The organism is Streptomyces sp. NPDC056061 (genome assembly GCF_042266885.1).
Taxonomy (GTDB): Bacteria; Actinomycetota; Actinomycetes; order Streptomycetales; family Streptomycetaceae; genus Streptomyces.
The window spans coordinates 79902-93827 of sequence record NZ_JBHJWQ010000023.1 but is presented as its reverse complement, the minus strand read 5'-3'; the positions used below and the strand labels follow the sequence as shown (position 1 = coordinate 93827).

Below are 13926 nucleotides of genomic sequence, written 5' to 3'. Positions count from 1 at the left end.
CGCCCCGCCCCGAGGGCCCCGGACACCACTCCCTGCCCCGCCGCCGGTCGCATTGCTCCACGCCTCCCGTCCTGCCCCGCCGCCGGTCGCATTGCTCCACGCCTCCCGTCCTGCCCCGCCGCCGGTCGCATTGCTCCCCTGCCCGTCGCGGGCGGGGTCGTCAAGGGCTGCCCCATGGTCCCCGGCGGGCGTGCGACGGCAGCTACGGCACGTCGCGGCGTTGTCGGATCGCCCGAATACGTCCCGTATGCGGGCGTTTCTCCGCCGTGCGGCGCACCCGCATCTGACGCCGCGCGCTGATCCGCCGGGGACTACAGGACAGCCCTTAGGCTCGAAGCGCTGGATCGTGTGTGGGCGGCGAGCAGGAGAGTACGGAATGACGACGGTGCCGGGACGCAGGAGCAGTACGTTCACCCGACTGCTGCGGCATGGATTCACCGATCCATCCGCCGCCGAGCGGGTCCTCGACCTGCCCGCGCTGGCGTCCGTACGGTCCGACCCGGTGCTCCTCGAAGCCCTCGGGGCCACCGCCGACCCGGACCTGGCGCTGCACGGGGTCGCCCGGCTGGTGGAGGCCGAGGACCCGGACGAGCGGCAGGTCCTGCTGGACACCCTCATCACCGCCAAACCCCTGCGGGACCGGCTGCTCGGCGTGCTCGGGGCATCCGAGGCCCTCGGCGACCACCTGGCGCGCCACCCGCGCGACTGGCACGCGCTCGTCACCTACGAGGCCGCCGATCTGCACCCCGGCGTGCCGGAGTTCGAGCAGGAACTCGCCGGGGCCGACGACCCCGACTCGCTGCGCGTCGCCTACCGCCGCTGCCTGCTGGCCATAGCGGCCCGGGACGTGTGCGGGACGACCGGAGTCGCCGAGACCGCCGCCGAACTCGCCGACCTGGCCACCGCGACACTGCGGGCGGCACTCGCCATCGCCCGGACGGCCGCGCCCGAGGACGCCGCCCGGTGCCGGCTCGCCGTCATCGCGATGGGCAAGTGCGGCGGGCACGAACTGAACTACGTCTCCGACGTCGACGTCATCTTCGTCACGGAACCGGCCGACGGCGTCGAGGAGAGTGCGGCGGTACCGGCCGCCACCCGCCTGGCCGCGCACATGATGCGGATCTGCTCCGACACGACCGTCGAGGGCACCATCTGGCCCGTCGACGCCAACCTCCGGCCCGAGGGCCGCAACGGTCCGCTCGTACGGACGCTCTCCTCGCACCTCGCGTACTACCAGCGCTGGGCCAAGACCTGGGAGTTCCAGGCGCTGCTCAAGGCCCGGCCGGTGGCCGGAGACCCCGAACTGGGCGCCGAGTACATCGAGGCCGTCTCCCCGCTGGTGTGGCAGGCATCCGAGCGCGAGAACTTCGTCGCCGACGTCCAGCGGATGCGCCGCCGCGTCGTCGACAACATCCCCGCCGACCGCATAGACCGCGAGCTCAAACTCGGCCCCGGCGGACTGCGGGACGTGGAGTTCGCCGTGCAGCTGCTCCAGCTGGTGCACGGCCGCAGCGACGCCGCCCTGCGCAGCGGCACCACCCTGGAGGCCCTGCGGGCGCTCGCCGCGGGCGGCTACGTGGGCCGGGTGGACGCCGCGCAGCTGGACGACGCCTACCGCTTCCTGCGCGCCATGGAGCACCGCATCCAGCTCCACCGGCTGCGCCGCACCCATCTGGTCCCGGAGGACGAGGCCGACCTGCGGCGGCTCGGACGCTCCCTCGGGATGCGCACCGACCCGATCACCGAACTCAACCAGGCGTGGCGGCGGCACTCCTCCGTGGCGCGGCGGCTGCACGAGAAACTCTTCTACCGGCCGCTGCTCGACGCCGTCGCCCAGCTCGCCCCCGGCGAGTCCCGGCTCAGCGCCGAGGCGGCCCGGCACCGGCTCGAAGCCCTCGGATATGCGGATCCGGCAGCGGCGCTGCGGCACCTGGAGGCGCTGTCGTCCGGGGTGTCCCGCAAGGCCGCGATCCAGCGCACCCTGCTGCCGGTGCTGCTCGGCTGGTTCGCGGACTCCGCCGATCCCGACGCCGGCCTGCTCGGCTTCCGCAAGGTGTCCGACGCCCTCGGCAAGACGCCCTGGTACCTGCGCCTGCTGCGGGACGAGGGCGCGGCGGCGGAGAACCTCGCCCGGGTGCTGTCGGCCGGCCGGCTCGCCCCGGACCTGCTGCTGCGCGCCCCCGAGGCGGTGGCGATCCTCGGCGACCCGCAGGGGCTGCGGCCGCGCGGCCGGGCCCATCTGGAGCAGGAGGTGCTGGCGGCGGTGGGGCGGGCCGACGGTGCCGAGTCCGCCGTCGCCGCGGTGCGCGGCGTGCGTCGGCGCGAACTGTTCCGCACCACGGCCGCGGACCTCATCGGTTCGTACGGCACGGAGGAACGCCCCGCCGAGGAGGACCCGGGCGCCCTCGTCGACCGGGTCGGCGACGCGGTCACCGACCTGACCGCCGCCACCATCGCGGGCGCCCTGCGCGCCGCCGTGCGCGACCAGTGGGGGGACACCCTGCCCACCCGGTTCGCGGTCATCGGCGTGGGCCGGTTCGGCGGGCACGAACTCGGCTACGGCTCCGACGCCGACGTGCTGTTCGTCCACGAACCGCGCGAGGGCGTCGACGAGCAGGAGGCGGCACGGGCCGCGAACGCGGTGGTGGCCGAGATGCGCAGGCTGCTGCAACTCCCGACCGCCGACCCGCCGCTGATCATCGACGCGGACCTGCGCCCGGAGGGCAGGAACGGACCGCTGGTGCGCACGCTGCGCTCGTACGAGGCGTACTACCGGCGCTGGTCGCTGGTCTGGGAGAGCCAGGCGCTGCTGCGGGCCGAACCGGTCGCGGGCGACGAACGGCTCGGCCGCGACTTCATCGAGCTGATCGATCCGCTGCGCTACCCGATGGAGGGACTCGGGGAGGACGCGGTGCGCGAGATCCGTCGGCTGAAGGCCCGGATGGAGTCCGAACGGCTGCCCCGCGGCGCGGACCCGACGCTCCACACCAAGCTGGGCCGCGGCGGGTTGAGCGACGTCGAGTGGACGGTCCAGCTGATGCAGATGCGGCACGGCTGGTCGGAGCCGGGGCTGCGGACGACGCGCACGCGCGAGGCGCTGGCCGCCGCGTGCGCGGCGGGGCTGATCCCGACCGAGGAGGCGCAGACGCTGGACGAGGCATGGGTGCTGGCGACGCGGGTCCGCAACGCGGTGATGCTGGTGCGCGGGCGGCCGGGCGACACGTTTCCGTCCGGGCCCCGCGAACTCACCGCGGTGGGACGCTACCTGGGCTACGAGCCGGGCCACGTCGGCGACATGCTGGACGACTACCGGCGGATCACGCGGCGGGCACGGGCGGTGATGGAGGAGCGCTTCTACGGGGCGGCGTGAGGCGGGAACGCCGATTCCGCCGCCTCCGGCACGTCCGCCGCACCCGGCGACCGCCGGCCGATCCGGGCCGCGACGCCCGCGCGCGGACGGGCACCCGGCCGCGTTCTGCCGTCCGGCACCCGTACCCGCCGGGGCAGGCGGTGCGGCAGCGAGCCGTACCAGGCGTACGAGAGCACACAGCCGAAGGCCAGACACAGCATGCCGCCCAGCGCGTCCAGCCAGAAGTGATTGGCCGTCGACACGATCACGAGCAGGGTCAGGGCCGGGTAGAGCAGGCCCAGCACGCGGGCCCAGGGCGCGGAGACCAGGGCGAAGACGGTGAGGCCGCACCAGAGCGACCAGCCGATGTGCATCGAGGGCATCGCCGCGTACTGGTTCGACATGTTCTTGAAGTTGCCCGACGCCATCGAACCCCAGGTGTGGTGGACCAGGACGGTGTCGATGAAGTGGCCGCCGCTCATCAGGCGCGGCGGCGCCAGTGGAAACACGTAGTAACCGAGCAGGGCCACCGCCGTGGTCGCGAACAGGGCCAGCCGGGCAGCCGCGTACCGGCCGGGGTGACGGTGGAAGAGCCACACCAGGACACAGACGGTCACGACGAAGTGCAGTGTCGCGTAGTAGTAGTTCATCGACACGATCAGCCATGTCACGGAATTCACCGCATGGTTGACGGTCTGTTCGACCGCGATTCCCAGGTGCTTCTCGACCGACCAGATCCAGTCGGCGTTGCGCAGCGCCTGGGCCCTCTGCTCCGGAACGGCGTTGCGCACCAGCGAGTACACCCAGTAACTGGCGGCGATCAACACGATTTCGAACCGGACACGTGGCCGGCGGGGGGGCCGTGACCGACGTGCGAGCCGGGCCAGGCGCGAGGAGCGGGAGGGGAGGGGCGAGGGCGCCGGGCCGTTCCCGTCCGGTTCGGCGTTCCGTCTCGGGGGCGCCGCAGGGGTCGTTGCGTCCGCGATGGGTGACGGGGCGGCCTCCGGGAGGACTTCCTGTGACGTGACGCGCAATTCACCCATAGGCATAGAGTCTGCCAGAAATGTCCTGCCCACTCGGTCACGTCCCCCCGAGGGCTGCCCCGTAGCCCCCGATTCGCCACGGATTACGGGACGGCTCTTCAGGAATGCCCCGTAGCGCGTGGCGGATCGGCGCCGGGGCGGACCGCGGTTCAGCCCCGGCCGTGGGATTCCGGTACGGCCCCGGCGGGTGCCGGAGCGGGACCGGGACCGGCCGCCGTCGAGCCGCGGACCACCAGTTCGGGCATGAAGACGAACTCGCTGTGCGGAGCGGGCGTGCCGCCGACCTCCTCCAGGAGGGTGCGCACGGCGGCCTGGCCCATCGCCGTCACCGGCTGCCTGATCGTCGTCAGCGGCGGATCCGTGAACGCTATGAGCGGCGAGTCGTCGAAGCCGACGACCGACAGGTCGCGCGGCACCTCCAGGGACAGGCGGCGGGCGGCCCGGATCGCGCCGAGCGCCATCATGTCGCTCGCGCACACCACCGCCGTGCAACCCCGCTCCATCAGGGCCGAGGCGGCGGCCTGCCCACCCTCCAGGGTGAACAGTGAGTGCTGGATCAGCTCCTCCACCCCGTCCGCACCGACGCCCAACTGCTCCCGCACGGCGGCGCGGAAGCCCTCGATCTTGCGCAGCACCGGCACGAACCGCTTGGGCCCGACCGCCAGTCCGATCCGCTGGTGCCCCAGCGACACCAGGTGTGTCACCGCGAGCCGCATCGCCGCCCGGTCGTCCGGCGAGATGAACGGCGCCCGCACCTCGGGGGAGAAGCCGTTGACCAGGACGAAGGGGACGCCCTTCCCTCGCAGTTGCTCGTAGCGCCGCATGTCGGCGGAGGTGTCGGCGTGCAGCCCGGAGACGAAGATGATGCCCGAGACCCCGCGGTCGACCAGCATCTCGGTGAGCTCGTCCTCGGTGGAACCGCCGGGCGTCTGGGTCGCGAGGACCGGGGTGTATCCCTGCCGGGTCAGCGCCTGGCCGATGATCTGGGCCAGCGCCGGGAAGATGGGGTTCTCCAACTCGGGCGTGATCAGCCCGACCAGCCCCGCGCTGCGCCTGCGCAGGCGCACGGGCCGTTCGTAGCCGAGGACGTCGAGCGCGGCGAGAACGGATTCGCGGGTGGCCGCTGCAACACCGGGCTTGCCGTTCAGTACGCGGCTGACCGTCGCTTCGCTGACCCCCGCCTGAGTTGCGATATCGGCAAGCCGTGCGGTCATGGAACTGGACTGTACCGGGCGTATGTCGGATTGCCCACTATCCGCCCGCCTGCCCGCCCCCGGAGCCGGGCGGCCCCGTCCGCGGTGCGGGGGCGGGACATCCGCCGGGTGGTTTCAGTAGCTGGGGCGGCAACTTCTTGCAAGACCTTGCGGAGTCGTCGGCGGCGTGCGATCGCGTCCTCGTGCCGTGTGATCACTGCCCACAGGCCGCCGTGGTCAGGGATCGGCATCTCTCGTCAAGAGTCTTGACGGCAACCGTGCGGACACGCGAATGTAACGATCGTCGGTGCTTGCAGAAATATTCCGCAAACTCTTTCGGCGTTCTTTCATCCTTGTTACGTTCACGTCGACCCGGCGCCGCGACGGAGCGGTACGGCAGTTGAAGGAGTTCAGATGCGACGTGGCATAACGGCCACCGCCCTGGTCGCGGCCCTGGCGCTCGCGGCGACCGCCTGCGGCAGCGACGACGAGTCCGGCGGCACGAGCAAGAGCTCGGGCGAGCTGTCCGGCACGGTGACGTGGTGGGACACCTCCACCGCGGGCAGCGAGGACAAGGTCTTCAAGAAGATCGCCGAGGACTTCACCAAGCAGCACCCGAAGGTCCACGTCAAGTACGTCAACGTGCCCTTCGGCGATGCGCAGAACAAGTTCAAGAACGCGGCGCAGTCCGGCTCCGACGCACCCGACGTGATCCGCTCCGAGGTCGCCTGGACCCCCGAGTTCGCCGACCTCGGCTACCTCGCCCCGCTCGACGGCACCACGGCGCTGAAGAGCCCGGAGGACTTCCTCAAGCAGGCCGCCGCGTCCACCAAGTACCAGGGCAAGACCTACGCGGTGCCGCAGGTCATCGACTCCATGGGCATCTTCTACAACAAGAAGATCTTCAAGGAGGCCGGTGTCGAGGTCCCCAAGACGGTCGGCGAGCTCAAGTCCGTCGCCAAGAAGATCAAGGACAAGACCGGCAGGACCGGCATGTACCTGCGCGGTGACGACGCGTACTGGTTCCTCTCCTTCCTCTACGGAGAGGGCGGCGACATGGTCGACGCCTCCAACCAGTCCGTCACCATCGACAACCCCAAGGGCGTCGCGGCGATGAAGGTCGTCAAGGACCTCGTCGACTCCGGGGCGGCCAAGACCGACGCCACGGACGGCTGGGAGAACATGCAGGCGTCCTTCAAGGACGGCAAGGTCGCCATGATCATCAACGGCCCGTGGGCCGTCGCCGACACCTACGCGGGCAAGGAGTTCAAGGACAAGGCCAACCTGGGCGTCGCCCCGGTCCCGGCGGGCTCCGCCGCACAGGGCGCCCCGCAGGGCGGGCACAACCTCGCCGTCTACGCGGGCTCCAAGAACCTCGACGCCTCCTACGCCTTCGTCGAGTACATGACGTCCGCACAGACCCAGGCCCAGGTCACCAAGGAACTGAGCCTCCTGCCGACCCGCACCTCCGCGTACGCCAAGAAGGACGTCGTCGACAACGAGATCGTCGGCTTCTTCAAGCCCGTCGTCGAGACCGCCGTCGAGCGCCCCTGGATCCCGGAGACCGGAAGCCTCTTCGCCCCGCTCGTCACCGAGTACACCAAGGTCCTCACCGGCCAGACCGAGCCGGAGAAGGCCGTCAAGACCACCGGCGACTCCTACCGCAAGCTCCTCAAGGGCTGGAAGTAACAGGAAGGCAGGCCGGCTGATGGCTGTCCACACCGGCCAGTCGGTGGTGAGGGCCGCGGACGACGACGTCGTCCGCGGCCGGAGCCGCGGCACTGGCAACCCCCCGCCGACGCCCGGCAGGCTCCGGCGGGCGCTGTCGACCCACTGGTACGCCTGGACCATGGTCGCGCCGGTCGTCGTCGTGATCGGCGTGATCATCGGATACCCGCTGGTCCGCGGCATCTACCTGTCGATGACCGACGCCAACGAGCGCAACGTCGCCCGGTCCATCGGTGTCAACCACATGCCCGCCACGTACGAGTTCGTGGGCCTGGACAACTACACCGAAGCGCTCACCGGCCATCAGTTCCTCGGCACCCTCGGGTGGACGCTGGTGTGGACGGTCTCCTGCGTGGCCATCACCTTCTGCCTCGGGATGGCCCTCGCCAACATCCTCAACCGCCGCATCGCCGGTCGCTCCGCGTACCGGATGGCGCTCATCCTGCCCTGGGCCATCCCCGGCTTCGTCTCCGTCTTCGCCTGGCGGTTCCTCTACAACGAGGACCGCGGCCTGCTCAACAAGATCCTCTCCGGTACCGGCATCGACGGCATCCCCTGGCTGAACGACCCCACCTGGGCGAAGTTCTCCGTGATCGCCGTCAACGTCTGGCTCGGGGTGCCGTTCATGATGGTCGCCCTGCTCGGCGGGCTGCAGTCCATCCCCAGCGAGCACTACGAGGCCGCGGAGATGGACGGCGCCACCGCCTGGCAGCGCTTCCGCCACATCACGCTGCCGGGACTGCGGCCGGTGTCCACCACGGTGATCCTGCTCTCCACCATCTGGACCTTCAACATGTTCCCGGTCATCTTCCTGCTGACCCGCGGCGGACCCGGTGAGGCCACCCAGATCCTGGTCACCCAGGCGTACAAGTTCTCCTTCGAGATCAGCCCGCGCGACTTCGCCCAGTCCTCCACCTGGGGCGTGCTGATCCTCGTGCTCCTGCTGATCTTCGCCGCCGTCTACCGGCGAGTCCTGCGCACCCAGGGAGACGACTGGTGACCACCGCCCCCGCAACCGCCGCCGCCCGCAAGGTCCGGCTGCGCGGCGAGCGTTCGCCGATCGCCTCCGTCGCGCTGCATCTCACGCTCGTCGTGGCGTCCGTGATCGCGGTCTTCCCCGTGCTGTGGGTCCTGCTCACCTCGCTGAAGCCCGCCGCGTACGCGACGACCACGGACTTCTTCAAGGAGACGACGTTCGAGAACTACACGAACCTGATCCGGGACACGAAGTTCCTCACCTGGTTCGGCAACTCCCTGCTCGTCGCGGGGCTCACCACACTTCTCGGCGTCATCGTCTCCGCCTCCACCGGCTACGCCGTCAGCCGCTTCAGGTTCCCCGGCAAGCGCGGGCTGATGTGGACGCTGCTGGTCACCCAGATGTTCCCGGTGGCCGTCCTCATCGTGCCCATCTACAACATCATGTCGGGCATGGGGCTGCTGAATCAGCCCGCCGGACTCGTCATCACCTACCTCACCATCTCGGTACCGTTCTGCGCCTGGATGATGAAGGGCTTCTTCGACACCATCCCGCGCGAGATCGACGAGTCGGGCCAGGTCGACGGCCTCACCCCGTTCGGCACGTTCTGGCGGCTCGTCCTGCCGCTCGCCAAGCCCGGTCTCGCCGTCACCGCCTTCTACTCCTTCATCACCGCATGGGGCGAAGTCGCCTACGCCTCCGCCTTCATGGTCGGCGAGGACAACCTCACCCTCGCCGGCGGGCTCCAGCTCTTCGTCAACCAGTACGGAGCCCAGTGGGGGCCGATGACCGCCGCGTCGGTGCTGATCGCGATACCCGCCGGCCTGGTCTTCCTCTTCGCCCAGCGCCACCTGGTCACCGGCATGTCCGCCGGAGCCGTCAAGGGCTGACGGCCACGACCTGTCGCACGCCGTACGACCGCACGCACCACGCCACCGCGTCGCCGGACACCCCACCAGGTCTCCGGCCGCGCACCCACCCCGACACCCCAGGGACGACATGACCCAGCACCTCGCTGCCCCCTCCGCCGACGCTCCGGCCCACCAGACCGGCTGGTGGCAGGACGCGGTGATCTACCAGGTCTATCCACGGAGCTTCGCCGACGGCAACGGTGACGGCATGGGCGACCTCGCGGGCGTACGCGGCAGGCTCCCGTACCTCAAGGACCTCGGCGTCGACGCCGTCTGGCTCAGCCCGTTCTACGCCTCCCCACAGGCCGACGCCGGTTACGACGTCGCCGACTACCGGGCCATCGACCCCATGTTCGGCACCCTGCTGGACGCCGACGGGCTGATCCGCGACGCCCACGAACTGGGCCTGCGGATCATCGTCGACCTGGTCCCCAACCACTCCTCCGACCGCCACGAATGGTTCCGGCGCGCCCTCGCCGAGGGCCCCGGCTCGGCACTGCGCGACCGCTACCACTTCCGCCCCGGCAAGGGCAGCGACGGCGAACTCCCGCCCAACGACTGGGAGTCCGTCTTCGGCGGTCCCGCCTGGACCCGCACCACCGACCCGGACGGCACCCCCGGCGACTGGTACCTCCACCTCTTCGCACCCGAGCAGCCCGACTTCAACTGGGAACACCCCGCCGTCGCCGACGAGTTCCGCTCGATCCTGCGCTACTGGCTCGACATGGGCGTCGACGGCTTCCGGGTCGACGTCGCCCACGGCCTCGTCAAGGCCGAGGGCCTGCCCGACCTCGGCACGCACGACCAGCTCAAGCTCCTCGGCAACGACGTCATGCCGTTCTTCGACCAGGACGGCGTCCACGAGATCTACCGCTCCTGGCGCACCATCCTCGACGAGTACCCGGGCGACCGGATCGCGGTGGCCGAGGCATGGACCCCCACCGTCGAGCGCACCGCGAACTACGTGCGCCCCGACGAGATGCACCAGGCGTTCAACTTCCAGTACCTGTCCACCGGCTGGGACGCCGCCGAGCTGCGCGCGGTCATCGACGCCTCGCTCGACGCGATGCGCCCGGTCGGCGCCCCCACCACCTGGGTGCTGTCCAACCACGACGTGACCCGGCACGCCACCCGGTTCGCCAACCCGCCCGGCCTGGGCAACCAGATCCGCTCCGCGGGCGACCGCGAACTGGGGCTGCGCCGGGCCCGCGCCGCCACCCTGCTGATGCTGGCGCTGCCCGGTTCCGCCTACGTCTACCAGGGCGAGGAGCTCGGCCTGCCCGACGTCACCGACCTGCCCGACGAGGTCCGCCAGGACCCGTCGTTCTTCCGGGCCGCCGGCCAGGACGGCTTCCGCGACGGCTGCCGGGTGCCGATCCCGTGGACCCGCGAGGGGAGCTCGTACGGCTTCGGCAGCGGCGGCAGCTGGCTGCCGCAGCCCTCGGGCTGGGGGGAGCTGAGCGTGCAGGCGCAGACCGGGGTCGAGGGCTCCACCCTGGAGCTGTACCGGGCCGCGATCGCCGCCCGGCGGGCACACCCCGGCCTCGGCGCGGGAAGCGAGGTGGAATGGCTCGACGCCCCCGAGGGGGTGCTGATCCTCGCCCGCCCCGGCTTCGTCTGCACCGTCAACACCACGGACAGCCCGGTCCGCATCGCGGTGCGCGGCAGCGTCCTGCTGTCCAGCACCCCGGTCGTCACCGACGGCGCCGAGTTCGAGCTGCCCGCCGACACCACGGTGTGGTGGACGGTGTGACGATCGCGGGAACCGGCGGTGCGCCGAGACTCTCGGACATCGCCGGCCGGGCGGCGGTCAGCGAGGCGACCGTCAGCCGGGTGCTCAACGGCAGGCCCGGCGTCGCGGACCCCACGCGACGCCGGGTGCTGGCCGCGCTGGACGTCCTGGGCTACGAACGCCCCGTACGGCTGCGGCAGCGCAGCGCCGGGCTGATCGGACTGGTGACACCCGAACTCACCAACCCGATCTTCCCGGCCTTCGCGCAGGCCGTGGAACAGGTCCTGGCCGGGCACGGCTACACCCCGGTGCTCTGCACCCAGATGCCCGGCGGTGCCACCGAGGACGAACTCGTCGAGCAGCTCGTCGAACGCGGCGTCGACGGGATCGTCTTCCTCTCCGGACTGCACGCCGACCTGTCGGCCGACCCGTCCCGGTACGCCGCGCTGCGCGAGCGCGGCGTACCGTTCGTGCTCATCAACGGCTGCAACGAACGGATCAGCGCCCCGTTCGTCTCGTCCGACGACACCGCCGCCGTACGGATGGCCGTCGGCCACCTCGTCGAACTGGGGCACCGCGGGATCGGTCTGGCCATCGGCCCGCAGCGCTACGTGCCGGCCCGCCGCAAGCGCGAGGGCTTCGTCGAGGCCGCCCGGAAGCTGCTCGGGCTGGACCGCGCCGAGGCCGAACGCCTCGTCTGCACCACGCTCTTCAGCGTCGAGGGCGGCCAGGTTGCGGCGGGCGCGCTGCTCGACCAGGGGTGCACGGGCATCGTCTGCGGCAGCGACCTGATGGCGCTGGGCGTGGTGCGCGCGGCCCGCAACCGAGGGCTCGACGTGCCGCGCGACGTCTCGGTGGTGGGCTTCGACGACTCCCAGCTGATCGCGTTCACCGACCCGCCGCTGACGACGGTGCGTCAGCCCGTGCGGGCGATGGCGGGGGCCGCGGTGAGCGCTCTGCTGGAGGAGATCGGCGGCAGCCCGGTGCAGCGCACCGAGTACGTGTTCCAGCCGGACCTGGTGGTACGGGGATCCACCGCCGCGGTCCGCGACGCCTGAACCCGGCCGCGGGAGCGGGAGGCGCCGGGGTCCGATCCGGCCGGCCGGGCGCGTGAGGTCCCGAGGCCCGAGGCGTCGGAACCTCCGGCCGGCCGGACCGGAGCAGTCAGGAACGTAACAGCGTTGCAATGTCTTGCGTAAGTCTTTTCAGCGAGAAAACTGCCGTGTTTCCGGGATGTGGGCGGGGCGTGTCCAAAGGGTTGACCCGGGGCGGGCGGCCTCGTACGGTCTGCGGCGCGACAGGTTTTGCATTCTTGCAGCAAGAACCTTCAGGAGCCTTGAAGGCAGGGCGCGTTGCCACGTGAGGCTGCACCGTCACCCGCATTCCCCCCACAGCAGGAGGAAACATGGCACGCAGACCACTGTCCGGGGCGCTGGCCCTGATAGCGGGCGCCGCCGCCGTCTTGGTGGCGCCCGCCACCACCGCCCGGGCCTCGGCGCCGGGCGACAAGGACGTCACCGCCGTTCTCTTCGAGTGGAAATTCGACTCCGTGGCCAAGGCGTGCACGGACGCCCTCGGCCCGGCCGGCTACGGATACGTGCAGGTCTCGCCGCCCCAGGAGCACATCCGGGGCGACCAGTGGTGGACCTCGTACCAGCCGGTCGGCTACCGGATCGCCGGACGGCTCGGCGACCGCGCCTCCTTCGCGAACATGGTGAACACCTGCCACGCCGCGGGCGTCAGGGTCGTCGCCGACGCCGTCATCAACCACATGGCGGCGGGATCGGGCACCGGCACCGGCGGCTCCGCGTACACCAAGTACGACTACCCGGGCCTGTACTCGGCGGCCGACATGGACGACTGCACCGCGCAGATCAGCAACTACCAGGACCGGGCGAACGTCCAGAACTGCGAACTGGTCGGCCTCGCCGACCTGGACACCGGTGAGGAGTACGTCCGCGGCCGGATCGCCGGATACCTCGACGACCTGCTCTCGCTCGGCATCGACGGCTTCCGGATCGACGCCGCCAAGCACATGCCCGCCGCCGACCTGGCGAACATCAAGTCGCGGCTGAGCAAGCCCGATGTCCACTGGAAGCAGGAGGCGATATACGGGGCCGGGGAGGCGGTCCAGCCCGACGAGTACACCGGCACCGGCGACGTCCAGGAGTTCCGCTACGCCCGCGGCCTCAAGCAGGTGTTCACCGACCGGAACCTCGCCGACCTGAAGAACTTCGGCGAGGGCTGGGGCTTCATGCCCTCGTCCACGTCCGCCGTCTTCGTCGACAACGACGACACCGAGCGCGTCGGCGACACCCTCAACTACAAGGACGGTGCCGCCTACACCCTGGCCAACGTCTTCATGCTGGCCTGGCCGTACGGCTCGCCCGATGTGCACTCCGGCTACGAGTGGTCCGACAAGGACGCCGGACCGCCCGACGGCGGCACGGTGAACGCCTGCTACCGCGACGGCTGGAAGTGCCAGCACGCCTGGCGGGAGATCTCCTCCATGGTCGGCTTCCGCAACGCCGCCCGCGGCCAGGGCGTCACGGACTGGTGGGACGACGGCGGCGGCCGGATCGCCTTCGGCCGCGGCTCCACGGCGTACGTGGCCATCAACCACGACGACTCCCCGTTGACCCGCACCTTCCGGACCTCGCTGCCCGCGGGCGACTACTGCGACGTGCAGTCCGGCAGGGGCGTCACCGTCGACGGCTCCGGCAGTTTCACCGCCACCCTGGGAGCCGCCACCGCGGTCGCGCTGCACGTCGGCGCCCGCACCTGCGACGGCGGCGCGACCGGCGGGTCGGGCGCCTCCTCCGGTGCGGACGCCGCCACCGCCACCGTGCCGTCCACCGGCCGCGTCGCCCCGACCGCCGACGTCCGGCGCGACTGAAACCCCCACCTCCCGCGGGCCGGGACGCGCGACGGCGCGCCCCGGCCCGCATCGCCGGATCAGGCGGCGCCCGGCACCTGTCGCTCGGCGCATGCCGC

The 13926-nt window shown here is 71.2% G+C and carries 8 protein-coding genes and 1 pseudogene; 7 read left to right on the top strand and 2 right to left on the bottom strand.

What is annotated here, in order from left to right:
* The first annotated feature begins 376 nt into the window (after positions 1-376).
* The gene (locus ACFC79_RS27625; RefSeq protein ID WP_376245228.1) at positions 377-3370 is read left to right on the top strand and encodes a bifunctional [glutamine synthetase] adenylyltransferase/[glutamine synthetase]-adenylyl-L-tyrosine phosphorylase; all 2994 of its coding nucleotides are present in this window, start codon (positions 377-379) and stop codon (positions 3368-3370) included.
* On the opposite strand, the gene ACFC79_RS27620 is transcribed toward ACFC79_RS27625, so the two are convergent.
* Positions 3355-4392, bottom strand: coding sequence for a phosphatase PAP2 family protein (locus tag ACFC79_RS27620; RefSeq protein WP_376245225.1), 1038 nt, complete (start codon positions 4390-4392; stop codon positions 3355-3357). The genes ACFC79_RS27625 and ACFC79_RS27620 overlap by 16 nt on opposite strands.
* Before the next feature lie 149 nt (positions 4393-4541).
* Complete coding sequence (locus ACFC79_RS27615; RefSeq protein WP_376245222.1) at positions 4542-5606, bottom strand: LacI family DNA-binding transcriptional regulator; 1065 nt, start codon at positions 5604-5606, stop codon at positions 4542-4544.
* A gap of 393 nt (positions 5607-5999) precedes the next feature.
* On the opposite strand from ACFC79_RS27615, the gene ACFC79_RS27610 reads away from it, so the two are divergent.
* The 6 genes and pseudogenes from ACFC79_RS27610 to ACFC79_RS27585 form a co-directional block, all read left to right on the top strand.
* Complete coding sequence (locus ACFC79_RS27610; protein ID WP_376245220.1) at positions 6000-7274, top strand: extracellular solute-binding protein; 1275 nt, start codon at positions 6000-6002, stop codon at positions 7272-7274.
* A 19-nt stretch (positions 7275-7293) separates the two neighbouring features.
* Positions 7294-8313, top strand: a complete 1020-nt coding sequence (locus ACFC79_RS27605) for a carbohydrate ABC transporter permease (RefSeq protein WP_376245217.1) — start codon at positions 7294-7296, stop codon at positions 8311-8313.
* A complete protein-coding gene (locus ACFC79_RS27600) occupies positions 8307-9179 on the top strand; it encodes a sugar ABC transporter permease (protein WP_376245383.1) in 873 nt (290 codons plus the stop codon). Before ACFC79_RS27605 ends, ACFC79_RS27600 begins: the two co-directional genes overlap by 7 nt.
* A gap of 109 nt (positions 9180-9288) precedes the next feature.
* Positions 9289-10953 (top strand): glycoside hydrolase family 13 protein, encoded by a 1665-nt coding sequence (locus ACFC79_RS27595; protein WP_376245214.1) that lies wholly within the window; start codon positions 9289-9291, stop codon positions 10951-10953.
* On the top strand, positions 10938-11990 hold the full coding sequence (locus ACFC79_RS27590) for a LacI family DNA-binding transcriptional regulator (RefSeq protein WP_376245211.1): 1053 nt from the start codon (positions 10938-10940) through the stop codon (positions 11988-11990). Before ACFC79_RS27595 ends, ACFC79_RS27590 begins: the two co-directional genes overlap by 16 nt.
* Positions 11991-12337: 347 nt before the next feature.
* A pseudogene (locus ACFC79_RS27585) lies at positions 12338-13771 on the top strand (alpha-amylase family protein); the annotation flags it as partial.
* Positions 13772-13926: the final 155 nt, after the last annotated feature.